Here is a 16029-nt window from a genome sequence, read left to right on the forward strand (position 1 = left end):
GGGTGAGCGGTCGCCTCACATCGTGCCGTCCGGCCTCACGCCTGAGGGGTGAGGACGCCGTACGAAACCGGGTACGGCCGGGAAGGAAGGGCAGACATCATGCCGCGCACAGCCAAGGCGGAAGCGGAACTCAAGGTGGACGAGCCGGTGATCGAGGGCCGGTACGCCGAGGTCGGCCCGTACACCGTCTCGTACGAGACCATGAAGGCGGACATGGACCCGGGCCCGCTCTTCCGGGGGCTGCCCGACGACCGGTGCCAGTGCCCGCACTGGGGTCAGGTGATCTCCGGAAAGATCGTGTTCCGTTACACCGACCACGACGAGGTCTTCCACGCGGGAGACGCCTACTACGGCGCACCGGGGCACCTGCCCCTCCTCTTCGCCGGCACCGAAGTGGTCGAGTTCAGCCCCACCGCCGAACTGGACCGCACCATGCGGACCGTCGGCCGCAATCTCGCGGAGGCGGCGTCATGAGCACCCTCGACGCCCGCCGGGCCAAGGAACTCGCCGATCTGTTCGTGGAGTTCCTGCGGACGAACAGCGCTCCTGAGGGACTGTTCACGGACGACGTGTTCCTGGACCTCAGCCTGCCCCGGTGGCGGCTCCAGACGGCCGGCCGCGACGACCTCGTGGCCCTGCGCCGCGCAAGCCATCCCGCTCTCGGCACCGTTCCGCGCCACCGCGTCGACGTCACCGGGACCGGTCTCGTCGTCGAGTTCGAGGAGCGGTGGGAGGACGCCGACGGCAGTTGGTACTGCCGTGAACTGATCCGCGCCGAGGTGCGCGACGGCTCGATGAGCGAGGTGTCCGTCTACTGCACCGGCGACTGGTCCCCCGAGATCCAGGACGCCCACCGTCGTGAGGTGACGCTCATTCGGCCATGAGGCGATCGGAGCGGGGCGAGACCGTTGCTCCGCTCCCCCGCCACCTGGCTCGACAAGGATGCCCCAGGCGACTCATGCGGCCTACAACAAGTCACCCCAAAAGTCTTGATCACGACGCCACGTCCTGATATTCATGATCAAGTCTTGCTTACATGGTCTTCACATTCAGGTGACTTGAGAGAGCCCTTGACGACCCGTCCTCCCCGCGTGACACGGTTAGCGCCGGCCGCACCCCGGGCGACTCCCGGGGATCTTCGGCGGCACGCTCCGACGCGCCGGTGCCGCTCCCGGCGCGCTTGCTGCACCTTCCGGAGGTCACGCCGTCGGTGACCTGCTCACCACTGCGCGCGGCCTGGTGGACCTTGGCGCTGGCGTCCGCGGTGCTCTTCCCCACACTGTGCCGGACATCGTTGTCAGTCTGGGCCGCCCGTCGGCCGGGGCTCGGTGGCTGGCTCCGTGCGGGCCGCCGGGCGGGCGTGGCGCTGGCCGTGCCCCTCTCGCTGGCGGGCTTCGCCGCCGTGGTGTTCCTGGTGTCCGAGGGCGGCTTCCCCGCGCTGGTACCCGCAGTGCTCCTCGCCCCGAATCTCGCCACGACCCTCCTGGTCCTGGGCTCCGGAGCCTCCGTCGACTTCATCGGCACCCTGACCGTCACGGACACGTCGTCCTCGGGCCCGGGCGGTGCCGGGTCGGAGACGGCCGTCTCCCTGTTCGGCCTCCATGACCTCGGCGGATGGCTCTGGGGGTCCGTGCTGCTCGGCGTGGTGGCCGCGGTGGTGCTGGGCGCGGGTGTCCTCCGTGAGGCGGCTCGCCCCGCCGCCGTACGCGCCCCGGTGTGCTTCGTCGCGGGTTTCCTGCTGCTTGCGGTGACCTCGGGGATCGCGGTCGAGCTGCCCTCCTCCTTCGGCGGTTCGTCGATCCCGGCCCACGTGTTCGCGGCGGTCCCGAAGACGTCCCCGACGGACGGCGGCGCACCGGCGGTCGGACCGGCCGTCCTGCTCACGGCGACGGTGTGGGCCGCGCTCGGCGGCTCGGCATCACGCGCATCGAGGACGTGCCCGGGTTCCCGGCCCTCCGTGAGCGTCCGAGCGGTCGGCCCGGACCCACGCCGACCGCCGTGCCCGCGGTCCCCGCTCCGGCCTTCGCCCCCCGTCCTCGTCCCCGTCCCCGTTCCCGCCGTCGCCGCGTCCGTGCCGCGGACCGAACCCGTTCGGACGGCGGTGCGTCGCCCGCGCGCGGCGTGGGCGACGCACCGCCGTGTTCGTCCCGGGAGAAGGCACCGCCATCCCGGTGACCACGTGGTGCGCCTGCCGCGGGCCGCCCGTGGCATCGGGAAGGCTGGACCCGCGAGACGGCACGGCCGCACGGTCACGGCGGAAGGCGACGGGGCGAAGCGGTGATCAGGGGTCCGAGAAGGAGTCACCGAGAGGCGATCCGCTCCACCCTGCGATCACTCCTGACCTCGGCCGTCCTCGTGACCCTCTACTACCTGCTCCCGCTCGACAAGGCCTTCACCCCGACCACCGTCGTCACGCTCGTCGGCGGCGTCGCGGCGGTGGCGCTGCTCCTGTCCTGGCAGATCCGCGAGATCACCCGGGCCCGGCGGCCCGAACTGCGGGCCATGGAGGCGCTGGCGACCAGCGCCCCGCTCTACATGCTCCTGTTCTCCACGACCTACTACCTGATGGAGCGCAGCGCGGCGGGCAGCTTCAGCGAGACGCTGTCGCGGACCGACGCCCTGTACTTCACCGTGACGGTCTTCAGCACGGTCGGCTTCGGGGACATCACCGCGCGCAGCGAGACGGCCCGGTTGCTGGTCACGGGGCAGATGGTGGTCAACGTGCTGCTGATCGGCGTGGCCGCCCGGCTCCTCGTGTCGGCGGTCCAGCAGGGCAGGAGCCAGCAGAACCCGCCGGGGCCGGACACGCCCTAGGGCCTGTCCGGCAGGGCCTAGGCGTCGGGCTCGGTCTCGATCTCCGCCTCGGCCACCGCGATCGCCATGCCGAACGCCCTGGCGATGTTGCCGGCCGCCGTCATGACACGGGCCGTGCCCACGATGGGGGCGATGGCCACCAGGACGTCCTGCACCCGATCCATGGTCAGGTCGGCCTGGATGGCGGGCTCGATGTGCGCGAGGTAGGAGATGGGAGGCGCGTCCGAGGCCGCGAGCGCCGCGATGCGCGTGAGGAGGAGCTGGTCCGGGGGCAGTTCGCACCGCTCCACGGAGTCGACGGTCATGGCGGCGATGGTGTCGAGGACAGGGGTGTCGGATGCTGTGGTCATGGTGGCCGGCCTCCTGGTGCGCTGACGGGGCGCCGCGGGCGGAAGGAGCCGCTGTCCGCGCGCCGCTGTGTGCGTCAACCGTAGGTGCGATCCGGGCGAGGCGCGCGCGGAGCCGGCGGCTCCCGTCGTGACCGGACCGACGCCCGTCCCGGCTCCGCCGGCTCCTGGCGCACGGGTCTCCACCCGCGGTCCGGGCAGGCGCTGTTCGGTGTCCGGCGACCGGCCGACCGTCATCGGCACGGCCGTCGGCAGCCCGTGGCCGCCGGCCGCGGGGACGGCTTCCGGCGGCTGTCGGAAGCCGTCCCCCGCGTTCGCGCGGACCCCCGTCAGGCACCGACGTACGCCGCCAGGTGTTCGCCGGTGAGGGTGGAGCGGGCGGCGACGAGATCGGCCGGAGTGCCCTCGAACACGAGCCGGCCGCCGTCGTGGCCGGCTCCGGGCCCGAGGTCGATGATCCAGTCGGCGTGCGCCATGACCGCCTGGTGGTGCTCGACGACGATGACCGACTTGCCCGAGTCGACGAGCCGGTCGAGGAGTCCGAGCAACTGCTCGACGTCGGCCAGGTGGAGGCCGGTGGTCGGCTCGTCGAGGACGTACACGCCGCCCTTGTCGGCCATGTGCGTGGCGAGCTTGAGCCGCTGGCGCTCGCCGCCGGACAGCGTGGTGAGCGGCTGCCCCAGGGTGAGATAGCCGAGTCCGACGTCGGCGAGCCGGGCGAGGATCCGCTGCGCGGCCGGCGTGTACGCCTCCCCGGCGCCGAAGAACTCCCCCGCCTCGTCCACCGACATCGCGAGCACCTCGCTGATGTCACGGCCGCCGAGGTGGTACTCCAGGACCGAGGCGTCGAACCGCTTGCCCTCGCAGTCCTCGCAGGTGGTGGCGACGCCGGCCATCATGGCCAGGTCCGTGTAGATGACGCCGGCGCCGTTGCAGGCGGGGCAGGCACCCTCGGAGTTGGCGCTGAACAGCGCCGGCTTCACGTCGTTGGCCTTCGCGAAGGCCTTGCGGATCGGGTCGAGCAGACCGGTGTACGTCGCCGGATTGCTCCGCCGCGACCCGCGGATCGGAGCCTGGTCGACCGACACCACACCCTCGTCGGCCGGGATGGACCCGTGCACCAGCGAGCTCTTGCCGGAGCCCGCGACCCCGGTGACGACGACCAGCACCCCGAGCGGGATGTCGACGTCCACGTCACGCAGGTTGTTCGCCGACGCGCCGCGGATCTCCAGCGTCCCGGTGGGCTCGCGCGGCGTCTCCTTGACCTTGGCGCGGTCGTCGAAGTGCCGGCCGGTGACCGTGCCGCCGTTGCGCAGCTCCTCGACCGTTCCCTCGAAACAGACCGAGCCGCCGCCCGTGCCGGCTCCGGGGCCGAGGTCGACGACGTGGTCGGCGATCACGATGGTCTCCGGCTTGTGCTCCACGACGAGCACGGTGTTGCCCTTGTCCCGCAGCCGCAGCAGGAGGTCGTTCATCCGCTGGATGTCATGGGGGTGCAGACCGGTGGTGGGCTCGTCGAAGACGTAGGTGACGTCGGTGAGCGAGGAGCCGAGGTGGCGGATCATCTTGACGCGCTGTGCCTCACCGCCGGACAGCGTGCCCGCCGGGCGGTCCAGGGCGAGGTAGCCGAGGCCGATCTCCACGAACGAGTCGAGGGTCTGCCGGAGCGCGGCGAGCAGGGGCGCGACCGAGGGCTCGTCGAGACCGCGGACCCATTCGGCCAGGTCGCTGATCTGCATGGCGCAGGCGTCGGCGATGCTGATCCGCCCGATCCTCGAGGAACGGGCGCCCTCGCCGAGCCGGGTGCCCTCGCACTCGGGGCAGGCGGCGAAGGTGACGGCCCGGTCCACGAACGCCCGGATGTGCGCCTGCATCGCCTCCTTGTCCTTGGAGAGCATCGACTTCTGGATCCGCGGGATCAGTCCTTCGTACGTCATGTTGATGCCCGCGATCTTCATGCGGGTCGGCTCGTGGTGGAGGAAGTCGTGGAGCTCCTTCTTCGTGTACCTGCGGATCGGCTTGTCCGGGTCGACGAAGCCCGACTCCTTGTAGAGCCGCATGTTCCAGCCGTCCGAGCCGTAGCCGGGGATGGTGATCGCGCCCTCGTTCAGCGACTTGGAGTCGTCGTAGAGCTGGGTGAGGTCGATGTCCGAGACCGTGCCCCGGCCCTCGCAGCGCACGCACATGCCGCCGGTGCGGTTGAAGGTCGCCTTCACCGCCGTCTTGGCACCGCGCTCCACGGTGATGGCGCCGCTCGCGCTGACCGAGGGGACGTTGAAGGCGTACGCGCTGGGCGGGCCGATGTGCGGCTCGCCGAGCCGGCTGAACAGGATGCGCAGCATCGCGTTGGCGTCGGTGGCGGTGCCGACCGTGGAGCGGGGGTCGGCGCCCATCCGCTGCTGGTCGACGATGATCGCGGTGGTCAGTCCTTCGAGGACGTCGACCTCGGGCCGCGCGAGCGTGGGCATGAACCCCTGCACGAAGCTGCTGTAGGTCTCGTTGATCAGCCGCTGCGACTCGGCGGCGATCGTGTCGAACACCAGCGAGCTCTTGCCGGAACCGGACACACCGGTGAACACCGTCAGCCGGCGCTTCGGGATCTCGATGCTGACGTCCTTGAGGTTGTTCTCGCGCGCGCCGAGCACGCGGATCAGATCGTGGCTGTCGGCGCCGTGCGGCGCGAACGGGCCCGGGTCCGTCCTCGTGTCCTTGCTCATCGTGTCTCCATCTGTCGGGCGGGGCCGTCCTCATGGTCCCCGCCGGCATCGCCTGCCCCGATCCAACCAGCTGCGCTCGGCACGCGGGGTCCGCTTCGCGCCACGCTAGGCGAGACACGGCCCCGGGCGCTTCTCGGATCCTGACCGCCTGGGGAAGTACCGGGTCAGGGGCGAGAATCGGAGGGTGACCATGCCTTCCGCCACGTCGCCCATGTCAGGTCGCACCGAGTGCGGCGCCCGCGCCCGCAGCCCGTTGCACGCGTTCCTGCGGACGGAGACCGGCAGCGCCGCCGTGCTGCTCGCCGCCGCCCTGGTCGCGATGGCCTGGGCCAACCTCGGCCCCGGCTCGTACGAGAAGGTGTGGAGCACCGAGCTGTCGGTCCGCCTCGGATCGGGCGGGGTGTCGCTGGACCTGCGCGAGTGGGTGAACAGCGGCCTGATGACGTTGTTCTTCTTCGTCGTCGGTCTGGAGGCGCGCCGCGAGTTCGACCTGGGCGAGCTGCGGGAGCGGCGCCGGGTCACGCTGCCCCTGCTGGCGGGGCTGAGCGGCATGGTGGTCCCGGTGGTCGTGTACCTGGCCGTCACCGCGGGCCACGGCCCTGACGCGCACGGCTGGGGTGCCGCCATGTCGACGGACACCGCCTTCGCGCTGGGGATGCTGGCCGTCTTCGGCTCCCGGCTGCCCGGCGCCCTTCGGGTCTTCATGCTCACGATCGCCGTCGTGGACGACTTCCTGGCGCTGGCCGTCGTCGTCCTCGTCTACAGCGACACCGTCGCGGTGCCCGCGCTGCTGACGGCGCTCGCCCTGTTCGCGGTCGTCCTGCTGCTGCGGCGCACGATCGGGGCCCGGGTTCCGTCCCTGTACGGGGTGCTGGGCGTGGCGATCTGGGTGGCGCTGCTGAAGTCGGGCATCGACCCCGTGGTGACGGGTCTCGCGATGGGGATGCTGACCTACGCGTACGCGGCCGAGCGCGGCGATCTGGAGCACGCCAGCCGGCTGTTCCGGCGTTTTCGCGAGCAGCCGACGCCGGAGCTGGAGCGCACGGTGCGGCGGGGTCTCGCCTCGACGCTCTCCCCGAACGAGCGGCTCCAGCAGATGTTCCATCCCTGGACCAGTTACGTGATCGTGCCGCTGTTCGCCCTGGCCAACGCCGGGATCACCCTGAGCGCCGGTCAGCTGGCCGACGCCTTCACCTCGCCGGTGACCCTCGGCATCCTCCTGGGCTACGTGGTGGGCAAGCCCGTCGGCGTCATCGGCGGGGCCTGGCTCACCACCCGCGCCGCGCGGGGGCGGCTGCACCCGCCCGTGGGCTGGGGCGCCATCACCGCGGGCGGCACGCTGGCCGGGGTCGGTTTCACCGTGGCCCTGCTGATCGCGTCGCTGGCCTTCGAGGGCGACCGGCTGGAACAGGCGAAGATCGGCATCCTGGCCGCGGTCGCGGGCTCGTTCCTGCTGACCTGGCTCGTCACCCTGGTGCTCGGTGCCCTGACCGGGCGCTCCCGCGCGCGGGCGCTGCTCGGCAGCGGCCAGGCCATCGTCGACCTGAGCGAGCCCGTCGACGTGGAGCGCGACCATGTGCGCGGGCCGCTCGACGCGCCGGTGACCCTCGTCGAGTACGGGGACTTCGAGTGTCCCTACTGCGGTCTGGCCGAGTCCGTGGTGCGCGAGCTGCTCGCCGACTTCGGGGACGTCCGTTATGTGTGGCGGCATCTGCCGCTCAACGACGTGCACCCGAACGCCCAGCTCGCCGCGCAGGCCGCCGAGGCCGCGTCCCGCCAGGACCGCTACTGGGAGATGCACGACCTGCTCATGGGCCACCAGGGCGAGCTGGGCGCGAAGGACCTGTTCCGGTACGCGGCCCGGATCGGCCTCGACAGCGCCCGGTTCCGCGAGGACCTACGGGGCGGTGCGGGCGCGGCCCGGATCGCCATGGACGTGGAGTCGGCCGACCTCAGCGGCGTCTCGGGCACGCCGACGTTCTTCGTCAACGGCCGCCGCCACTACGGCGCCTACGACATCGTCTCGCTGACGGAGGCCGTGCGCGCCGCGCGGCAGCGGACGACGCTCACGGGGGCGGGCCAGGAGGGCTGAGGTCAGGTCGCGCGGGCCCGCAGGCGGCGCAGCATGCGGGCGTCCTCGAAGCCCACGGCACGGGCGGCGGCGTCGACGGTGACCCCGTGGCTGATGAGGTGCTCGGCGCGCTCCAGGCGCAGGGCCTGCTGGTAGCGCAGCGGTGTGAGACCTCCGGTCGCGCGGGCGAAGAGGCGGGTGAGGGTGCGTTCGCTCACGCCGACGGCCGCGGCCAGTTCGGGCAGGGGTACCGGACGGTCGAAGCGGGCGTCGAGCAGGTCCTGGGCGCGGTGCACGGTGTCGTCCAGGTGCGACCGGTGCCGGAGCATCTCGCTGGCCTGGGATTCGTGGCCGTTGCGCCGTGCGTAGACCACCATGTCCCGGGCCACCCGCGCGGCCGCCGCCGGGCCGTGCCGACCGGCGATCAGGTGCAGGGCGAGATCGATCCCGCTGGCGATGCCCGCCGAGGTGACCACCCGGTCGTCCTCGGTGTACAGGACGTCGCGGACCACCGTCGCCCGGGGGTGGCGGCGGGCGAGTTCGTCCTGGACGTCGTGGTGGGTGGTGCACCGGCGGCCGTCCAGCAGCCCGGCCCGGCCGAGCGCGTCGGCTCCGGCGCAGACGCTGGCGACGGTGCCGCCTCTCGCGTGGTGGTCCCGGAAGGCCCGCAGAGCCGCCTCGCCGATGAGGGGGCCGTCGCCGAGGGTGGGCGCCCGCCAGCCGGGCACGACGATCAGGTCCTCGGGGCCGAGCTCGGGCCAGTCGAGCCGGGTCACCAGCGGCAGTCCCTGGGCGGTGACGGTCGACGGCTGCTCGGCGACGTAGCCGAGGGTGTAGGGGTGCCCGAAGTCGGCGGCCGTGGAGAAGACCTGCGCGGGGCCGGCCAGGTCCAGCAGATGGACTCCGGGCACCAGGAAGAAGACGATGTGGCTCACGATCCGGTCATCATGCCCGAGAGGCGGCGGAGGTCTCCAGCTCGTCGACCGTGGCGATGGTGGCGAAGCGCCCGGACAGGGCGTACTCGGTGCGCCTGATGACGTCCTCGGCACTCAGTGTGCGGGGGTCGGCCAGCAGTTCCGCCACGCTCTGCCCGGCGGGGGCGTCGCGGTGCGGGACGGGGTTGGTGGCGGTGGCGTCGGTGACGAAGGTGACCCGGTAGCCGAGGTCGCTCGCGAGGCGGGTGGTGGTCTCCACGCACTGCTCGGTCCGGATCCCGCAGACCGTGAGCTCGCGGACACCGCGTTCCGTGAGGAGTTGCTGCAGGTTGGTGGTGGTGAAGGCGTTGTGCGAGGTCTTGTGGATCAGCGGTTCCCCGTCCCGGCGCGAGAGCTCGTCCATCAGCCGGACGTGGCCGAGGGCGGGGTCGAAGACGCCGCCGCTGCCGGGCTCCGAGTGCAGCACCCACACCACCGTGTCGCCGGCCCGGCGGGCGAGCCCGACGAGCCGGTCCACCTGGCGGGTGATCTTCGGGTCGGAGATGGTCTCCCACAGGGGGTGGGCGCGGAAGGATTCCTGGACGTCGATGACGATCAGTGCTCGGGTCATGTCTCCACTCTGACCGGCGCGCGGGGCACGGGGACAGGCCTCATCGGGTCGGGGTGCGGACCGATCCGGTCACGACGGGAGCCGGTCGGGGAACCGCCGACGGACACATGAACACGGGGGCGCCCCACCCATGTACACCGGACGGACATGAACGCTCGATGACATGCGACATGAACACCGCGGGACATGGGACATGGGACATGGGCCGCCCGGCACCGGGTCCGGTACCCGTCGCGGTCCGCGACCCTGCGGTCGCACATCGAGCGGGCGGGCGGCCAATGGGGTCCGACCAGGACACCCCCAACCCCAAGGAACAGATCCAGCCATAGACCGCCATGGTGGTCGCAGACATGAAACATGTCCCCCCAACTCCCGCGAGTTAATTGATTGTTGGGGTCCAAGCACTAGTCAAAGGGGGTCACGGTGCCGATCATTCCTGTCATGAACCTGCAGCCCGATGGGCGGGTCGCAGCCTCATGGAGGTGTTGGGATGCACCGAAAACTCGCCACCGGCCTCGCCGCATCGGCCATGGCCCTGGTAGCCGTCACGGCGACCGCTACAGCCGCTAGCGCCGCCCCCGCCGACAAGCCCCAGGTCCTTTCCAACTGGACCCAGACCAGCGCGTCGAGCTACAACGCCTGGGTCGCCGCCCGCGCCAATCAGTCGGCCTGGTCGGCGTACGCTTTCGACTGGTCCACCGACTACTGCTCCACGTCACCGGACAACCCGTTCGGCTTCCCCTTCGCCACCTCGTGCGCCCGCCACGACTTCGGCTATCGCAACTACAAGGCCGCCGGCACCTTCGATGCCAACAAGTCCCGTCTCGACAGCATGTTCTACGCGGACCTGGGGCGAGTCTGCGCCAACTACAGCGGCGCGACGAAGACCTCCTGCGACAGCACCGCGTGGACCTACTACCAGGCGGTCAAGGCTTTCGGCTGACGCCCGGCCCGTACATGGGGAAAACCCTTCACGGTGCGATCGGCCGGTGACACATGTCCGCCCGCACCTCGGTGTGATTCGAGCCAACCGTGCTCCGGCCGAACGCCGATGACGGACTGTCAGTTCTCAGTCCATCACGACGGGCACTGCCTTCCCGGTCTGCGGTCGGCCCCGTACCGCCCGCCCCACGCCCACCAGCCGTGCCTCGGTTACATTGTGCCCACTGGACCGCAGGGGGAACACATCATGGTTGCAGGGATACGGGGCGGGTGGCGGGGGGCGGTGTACGTGGCCTTGTCGACCGTCGTGGCGACGGGCTGCTCGACCACCGCCGACGAGGGTCCGAAGGCAGGCACGAGCGCGACGTCCACGGACCGGGCTTCCAGTGCCACCGGCACAACGGCCAAGAGCGGTGCCGCACTCGGTCCCGCGGGCTCGGCCTGCGAACTACCGGTCAGCTTCGACACGGCCGAGGACTGGAAACCACAGTCCATCGACGCGGCGGCGCAGGCCCCGATCGGAACGGACGGCACCAGGGACGTCACGGATCCGCTGTTCCGGCAGGGACCGGTCACCCTCGTCTGCGAGATCGACGCCAAGCCCGCCGGGAACATCGGCTACCTCCGGGTCTGGACCGGAAGACCGGGCGCCGATGACGCCCTCACCGTGCTCAAGGCCTTCGTGGCCGCCGAGCACGGAGCGGGCAAGGCGGTCTACCGCACGTTCGACGCGGGCGGCCTGTCCGGCGCCGAGGTGGAGTACGTCTACACCAGTGAGGCCTTCCAGGAGTCGAAGAAGGAGTCCGCCTTCGCCGTCACCACCGATGACGGCCCGGTCGTCGTGCACCTCGGCGGACTGGACACCGGGGAGCACACAGAGATGCTTCCCGCGTACCGACTCGCCCAGCGGACGCTGCGCACCACCTGACCTCCGCGAGCGCTCCGGCGACGAGCCGCCACCCCGCCCCGCAGGACCGGCCGCTGCGCGGGCGCGGCCCTTGCGCCGTCCCGCGAGCGGCCCGGTCGCGATGGCCGCGCCCGCGACAAGGCGGGCCCTGACACCGACGTGTCGCCCGTGAGGCGGTTTCGACCGGGCGGACCCAGAATGAAGGGGACGGCCTCGTACCCCGGCCGTCGAGCCGTCTCGGGGCAGCCGGATCGTGACCGTTGGCCTTGCGGTCCCGGCCCCTTGAGGCTCGGGACTTGCGAGCGCGCGGGTGGTCGAACGATGAAGACGGACGAGCCGGCAGCCACGGCCGACGGGAGCAGAGCGTCAGGCGGGGCGAGTCGCGCTCCCGCCCCGCCCGCGGACACCGATCCGGCGGAGGACCCGGCGGCTCCCGAGGGCGTCCGCCAGGACGAGGCGGTCGCCCTTCATCGCCTGGCCGTGAGGCTGAAGGCCGCTTACCCCTCGGTCGAGCCGTCCGTCGTGGACCAGGTGGTCGCCGCGGCCCGCGGTTCCTTCCGGCAGGCGAAGGTCAGGACCTACGTCCCGATCCTGGTCGAGCGCAGGGTCCGCGCGCTGCTCGCCGGCCTCGACGGGAACGGGAACGGGATCGCGTCCGCACGGCCGGCCGGGAACGGCCCGGGTCCCGGGGGGCCGGGGACGGCGCGGACCGCCCGCCGGGAACCCCCGGAGGCCTTCTTTGCCGGGCCGGTGGGTACCCGCAAGGCTCCGGCCCGCACCCGCCTCCGCCTCCGACCTGGGCGGTGCCGGTGAGGGCCCATGACCGTGCGGTGCCCACCGTGACAGGAGAAGAGGCGGGTCGTCATGACGGATTCCAGGACCGAACGCGTCGCGAGGTTCATCGAGCCGCTGCGGGTCGTGCCGGGATCGCGGGTGGATCTGGGCGAGGACTTCGACCCCCGGTACAAGGCCGGGCTGAAGAAGAAGCAGGGGGTCGAGATGCTGCGCACGGGCGTGTCGCTGCTCGCCGAGTACCAGGAACGGCTGGCGGCCCAGGACACGTACGGCGTGCTGCTGTGTCTCCAGGCGCTCGACGCCGGGGGCAAGGACGGCACGATCCGGCACGTCATGAGCGGGGTGAACCCGCAGGGCGTCAAGGTCAGCAGCTTCAAACAGCCCTCCGCCGAGGAGCTCGGCCACGACTACCTGTGGCGGTACTCCGCCCGGCTGCCTTCCCGCGGCGAGATCGCGATCTTCAACCGTTCGCACTACGAGGAGGTGCTCGTCGTCCGGGTCCATCCGGAGGTCCTCGACCGGCAGCGGCTGCCGGCGGACGTGTGCGGGCCGGACATCTGGAGCCGCCGCTACCGGGCCGTCAACGACTGGGAGCGCTACCTGACCGACAACGGGTTCAAGGTCGTGAAGGTCTTCCTGAACCTGTCCAAGGAAGAGCAGCGCACCCGTTTCATGAAGCGGCTCGACCTGCCGGAGCGGAACTGGAAGTTCTCCGCCGCCGACGTGCGGGAGCGCCGGCGGTGGGACGAGTACCAGCACGCGTTCTCCGAGATGCTCACGCACACCAGTACGCCGTGGGCGCCCTGGTACGTCGTGCCGGCGGACCGGAAGTGGTTCGCGCGCATCTCCACGGCGGCGGTCCTGGTCCACACGCTCATGGACATCGACCCCGCCTACCCGGTGGTCGGCAAGGAGGCGCGCAAGGATCTCCGGGCCGCGAGGCGGGAACTGGAGGCCGAGGCTCCGAAGGGTGCGCCGGCCGATCCGTACGCGGCCCGGCATCCGGTTCCGGGAGCCGACGGCGGGGCCTCGCGGGCCGGGAAGCGCAAACGCAAGTAGGTCCCTCACACCGCACGGGGCACGGGGCACGGGCGGCGGACCGGATCCGGATCGGAGAGCTGAGATGGCGATGCAGTCGAGCGGCCCGAAGGCTCCGGAGCGTGCCGCTCCGGAGCTCTGGTACGCGCGTGATCCGCAGGACGTCGCGTCGGCCTTCGGTGTCGACCCCGCCTCCGGACTCGGCGCCGCCCGGGTCGCCGAACTGCTGGCCGAGAACGGGCCGAACGCGCTGCCCGAGGAGAAGCCGAAGCCGACGTGGCGGCGGTTCGTCGAGCAGTACCGCAGTTACATGCAGATCGTCCTCGTGGTGGCGGCGGTGGTCTCGCTGGCGATCGCCGAGTGGACCACCGCGATCCTGCTCGTCCTGCTGACCCTGCTGAACGCGGTCGTGGGACTGCGGCAGGAGGGGAAGGCCGAGAGCGCCATGAACGCGCTCCAGTCCATGCTCACCGCGACGGCCCGGGTCAGGCGTGACGGGAGCGAGTCGGAGATCCCGGCGGAGCAGGTGGTCGTGGGCGACGTCCTGCACATCTCCGCCGGGGACCAGGTTCCGGCGGACGGACGGATCATCGAGGCCCACGCGCTGCAGATCGACGAGTCGGCGCTCACCGGTGAGAGCGTCCCCGCGTCGAAGGACGCCGCGACCCTGCCGAAGGTCGTGCTCGGGCCCGGGGACCAGTCGAACATGGCGTTCATGCACACGCCGGTCACCCATGGCAGCGGTCTCGTCATCGTCACCGGGACCGGTGAGGGAACCGAGCTCGGCAAGATCTCGGAGATGCTGTCGGCGACCGAGAAGGAGGAGGCGCCGCTCACCAAGGAACTCGACACGCTGACGCTGTGGATCACCGCCGCCGCGGGCCTGACCATGATCGTGATGTTCGCGCTGGGGCGCAGCCGCGACCAGGCGTGGGACGCCCTGTTCGTCAGCGCGGTCTCGCTGGCCATCGCCGCCATTCCCGAGGCCCTGCCCACCGTGACCCAGGCGATCCTGTCCGTCGGCAGCCTCAATCTGGCGAAGCGCAACGCGATCGTGAAGGAGCTGCCGTCCGTCGAGACCCTGGCGTTCACGTCGGCGATCAACTCGGACAAGACCGGCACCCTGACCATGAACCAGATGACGGCCGTGGAGGTGGTGACGCCGACCGACCGCTACACCGTCTCGGGCACGGGCTACGGCCTGGAGGGAAGGATCCACCACGCGGCGGGCTCCTCCGCGAGCATCGAGGAGGCGATCCTTCCCTACCTCGTCGCTAACGACGGCAAGCTGGTGGACGGCGAGGTCGTGGGCGATCCCACCGAGGGCGCGTTCCTGGTGCTGGCCCACAAGGCCGGGCTGGACATCGAGGCCACCCGCGAGCGGCTGCCCCGGCTCGCCACGCTGCCCTTCGACCCGACGTACAAGCTGATGGCCACCTTCAACTCCACCGTGGACGCCACCGGGCGTCCGGTGGTGCGCTGCTTCGTCAAGGGCGCGGCTCCGGCGGTGCAGGCCCGCGCGACGACCGCCCTGTCCGGCGACACGACGATCCCGTGGGACGCCGACCTGAACCGGCGCGCGGACGAACAGGGCGAGCGCATGGGCGGGGAGGGACGCCGGGTGATGGCGGCGGCCACCCGGGATCTGGATCCGGCCGACTTCGATCCCGGCGGCGACCTGCTCGGTTATGTCACCGGGCTGCGGATGACGAGTCTGGTGGGGATGGTCGACCCGCCGCGTGAGGAGTCCAGGGCGGCCGTGGCCAGCGCCCAGGCGGCTCACATCCGGGTCCGCATGGTGACCGGGGACGACGTCACCACGGGTGCCGCCATCGCCCGGCAGCTGGGGATCCCGGGCGAGGCCGTCCTCGGCGCCGACTTCGCCGCGCTGCCGGAGAGCGAGCGGCTCGCCCGTATCGACGGCATCGGGGTGGTCGGGCGGGTCGCCCCCGAACACAAGGTGATGCTCGCGGACACGCTCAAGAAGAAGGGTGCCGTCGTCGCGATGACCGGCGACGGGGTCAACGACGCCCCCGCCATCAAGGCCGCCGACATCGGCATCGCCATGGGCAGCGGCACGGACGTGGCGAAGAACGCGGCGCGGATGATCCTGTCCGACGACAACTTCACGACGATCGTGTACGCGGTGGAGCAGGGCCGCAAGCTCTACGACAACCTCACCAAGTACATCCGTTTCGTGCTGCTGTTGCTGGTCACGTTCGTGCTGACCTTCCTCGGGGCGACCGTCTTCAACATCGCGGCCGGTGAGCCCTTCACCCCGCCGCAGGTGCTGTGGATCCACTTCGTGGTCAACGCCTCGTTCGGCTTCGCGCTCGGCTTCGACCAGGAGAGCGCGGGGCTGATGCGGCGCAGGCCGCGCCCCCGGGGAGAGTCGGTGCTGACCCGGCCCGTGATGGTGACGGTCGGCCTCAGCGGGCTGGCGATCACGCTGATCCTGCTCGGGCTGATCAAGCTGGGCGAGTCCCGCTACGACAGTGTCGAGACCGGCAGTTCGATCGCGTTCACCGCGTTCGCGCTCTGTCTGATCGTGGCCGCGTTCGAGTGCCGCAGCGAGACGGACTCGGTGCTGACCGCGAGCACGTTCGACAGCAAGCAGATGAACTGGACGGCGCTCGCGCAGTTCGTCCTCGCGGTCGCGGTGACGCAGATGGACGGGTTCCGCCGCATCCTCGGCACCACCGAGATCGACGCACGACAGTTCGGCTGGGCCCTGCTGTCCGCGGTCGCTCTTCTGGCCGTGTGGGAGGTGGGTAAGCTCCTGGCTCGCAGGGCGCGGGCCACCGACTGACCACGCGGGCCCTGTCCATGAACCTGTCGGCGCGATCCGAAGGA

At 71.2% G+C, this 16029-nt stretch carries 14 protein-coding genes; 10 read left to right on the top strand and 4 right to left on the bottom strand.

Annotated features, from left to right (window positions below; translation table 11 throughout):
- Positions 1-99 precede the first annotated feature (99 nt).
- From ACICHK_RS05065 to ACICHK_RS05080, 4 genes are all read left to right on the top strand, one after another.
- Positions 100-474 (top strand): hypothetical protein, encoded by a 375-nt coding sequence (locus ACICHK_RS05065; protein ID WP_406835894.1) that lies wholly within the window; start codon positions 100-102, stop codon positions 472-474.
- The gene (locus ACICHK_RS05070; RefSeq protein WP_406835895.1) at positions 471-884 is read left to right on the top strand and encodes a hypothetical protein; all 414 of its coding nucleotides are present in this window, start codon (positions 471-473) and stop codon (positions 882-884) included. The genes ACICHK_RS05065 and ACICHK_RS05070 overlap by 4 nt, the downstream gene beginning before the upstream one ends.
- Positions 885-1210: 326 nt before the next feature.
- Positions 1211-2281, top strand: a complete 1071-nt coding sequence (locus ACICHK_RS05075; protein WP_406835896.1) for a hypothetical protein — start codon at positions 1211-1213, stop codon at positions 2279-2281.
- A gap of 74 nt (positions 2282-2355) precedes the next feature.
- The gene (locus ACICHK_RS05080) at positions 2356-2814 is read left to right on the top strand and encodes a potassium channel family protein (RefSeq protein WP_406835897.1); all 459 of its coding nucleotides are present in this window, start codon (positions 2356-2358) and stop codon (positions 2812-2814) included.
- Positions 2815-2831: 17 nt separating this feature from the next.
- On the opposite strand, the gene ACICHK_RS05085 is transcribed toward ACICHK_RS05080, so the two are convergent.
- Together ACICHK_RS05085 and ACICHK_RS05090 are read right to left on the bottom strand one after the other, a co-directional pair.
- Positions 2832-3164 (bottom strand): carboxymuconolactone decarboxylase, encoded by a 333-nt coding sequence (locus ACICHK_RS05085; RefSeq protein WP_151467257.1) that lies wholly within the window; start codon positions 3162-3164, stop codon positions 2832-2834.
- Between the two features lie 326 nt (positions 3165-3490).
- Complete coding sequence (locus ACICHK_RS05090; RefSeq protein WP_406835898.1) at positions 3491-5878, bottom strand: ATP-binding cassette domain-containing protein; 2388 nt, start codon at positions 5876-5878, stop codon at positions 3491-3493.
- Between the two features lie 190 nt (positions 5879-6068).
- Here ACICHK_RS05090 and nhaA point away from each other — a divergent pair, with 190 nt between their 5' ends.
- Entirely contained in the window at positions 6069-7970 is a 1902-nt protein-coding gene (nhaA, locus tag ACICHK_RS05095) for a Na+/H+ antiporter NhaA (protein WP_406841164.1), read from the top strand.
- 2 nt (positions 7971-7972) lie between these two features.
- Here the strand turns inward: nhaA and ACICHK_RS05100 are convergent, their stop codons facing one another.
- Together ACICHK_RS05100 and ACICHK_RS05105 are read right to left on the bottom strand one after the other, a co-directional pair.
- Complete coding sequence (locus ACICHK_RS05100; protein ID WP_406835899.1) at positions 7973-8884, bottom strand: GlxA family transcriptional regulator; 912 nt, start codon at positions 8882-8884, stop codon at positions 7973-7975.
- 10 nt (positions 8885-8894) lie between these two features.
- Positions 8895-9494: an isochorismatase family protein gene (locus tag ACICHK_RS05105; protein WP_151467254.1), complete on the bottom strand. Its 600-nt coding sequence runs from the start codon at positions 9492-9494 to the stop codon at positions 8895-8897.
- Positions 9495-9984: 490 nt separating this feature from the next.
- Between ACICHK_RS05105 and ACICHK_RS05110 the strand changes: the two genes are divergently transcribed.
- The 5 genes from ACICHK_RS05110 (at position 9985) to ACICHK_RS05130 (ending at position 15985) form a co-directional block, all read left to right on the top strand.
- Positions 9985-10437: a phospholipase gene (locus ACICHK_RS05110; protein WP_406835900.1), complete on the top strand. Its 453-nt coding sequence runs from the start codon at positions 9985-9987 to the stop codon at positions 10435-10437.
- Between the two features lie 246 nt (positions 10438-10683).
- Entirely contained in the window at positions 10684-11364 is a 681-nt protein-coding gene (locus tag ACICHK_RS05115) for a lipoprotein (RefSeq protein WP_406835901.1), read from the top strand.
- Positions 11365-11664: 300 nt separating this feature from the next.
- A complete protein-coding gene (locus ACICHK_RS05120; protein WP_406835902.1) occupies positions 11665-12156 on the top strand; it encodes a three-helix bundle dimerization domain-containing protein in 492 nt (163 codons plus the stop codon).
- Positions 12157-12207: 51 nt separating this feature from the next.
- Positions 12208-13197, top strand: a complete 990-nt coding sequence (locus tag ACICHK_RS05125) for a polyphosphate kinase 2 family protein (protein ID WP_406835903.1) — start codon at positions 12208-12210, stop codon at positions 13195-13197.
- A 70-nt stretch (positions 13198-13267) separates the two neighbouring features.
- Complete coding sequence (locus ACICHK_RS05130; protein ID WP_406841165.1) at positions 13268-15985, top strand: cation-translocating P-type ATPase; 2718 nt, start codon at positions 13268-13270, stop codon at positions 15983-15985.
- Positions 15986-16029: the final 44 nt, after the last annotated feature.

The organism is Streptomyces sp. AHU1, assembly GCF_045343905.1.
In the GTDB taxonomy this organism is placed as follows: domain Bacteria; phylum Actinomycetota; class Actinomycetes; order Streptomycetales; family Streptomycetaceae; genus Streptomyces; species Streptomyces triticiradicis.

Excerpts from the sequence above, each read along its gene's own strand:
- nhaA (WP_406841164.1), top strand. The coding sequence starts at position 6,069 with ATGCCTTCCGCCACGTCGCCCATGTCAGGTCGCACCGAGTGCGGCGCC.
- ACICHK_RS05070 (WP_406835895.1), top strand. The coding sequence starts at position 471 with ATGAGCACCCTCGACGCCCGCCGGGCCAAGGAACTCGCCGATCTGTTC.
- ACICHK_RS05110 (WP_406835900.1), top strand. The coding sequence starts at position 9,985 with ATGCACCGAAAACTCGCCACCGGCCTCGCCGCATCGGCCATGGCCCTG.
- ACICHK_RS05065 (WP_406835894.1), top strand. The coding sequence starts at position 100 with ATGCCGCGCACAGCCAAGGCGGAAGCGGAACTCAAGGTGGACGAGCCG.
- ACICHK_RS05085 (WP_151467257.1), bottom strand. The coding sequence starts at position 3,164 with ATGACCACAGCATCCGACACCCCTGTCCTCGACACCATCGCCGCCATG.
- ACICHK_RS05120 (WP_406835902.1), top strand. The coding sequence starts at position 11,665 with ATGAAGACGGACGAGCCGGCAGCCACGGCCGACGGGAGCAGAGCGTCA.
- ACICHK_RS05115 (WP_406835901.1), top strand. The coding sequence starts at position 10,684 with ATGGTTGCAGGGATACGGGGCGGGTGGCGGGGGGCGGTGTACGTGGCC.
- ACICHK_RS05125 (WP_406835903.1), top strand. The coding sequence starts at position 12,208 with ATGACGGATTCCAGGACCGAACGCGTCGCGAGGTTCATCGAGCCGCTG.
- ACICHK_RS05090 (WP_406835898.1), bottom strand. The coding sequence starts at position 5,878 with ATGAGCAAGGACACGAGGACGGACCCGGGCCCGTTCGCGCCGCACGGC.
- ACICHK_RS05105 (WP_151467254.1), bottom strand. The coding sequence starts at position 9,494 with ATGACCCGAGCACTGATCGTCATCGACGTCCAGGAATCCTTCCGCGCC.
- ACICHK_RS05130 (WP_406841165.1), top strand. The coding sequence starts at position 13,268 with ATGCAGTCGAGCGGCCCGAAGGCTCCGGAGCGTGCCGCTCCGGAGCTC.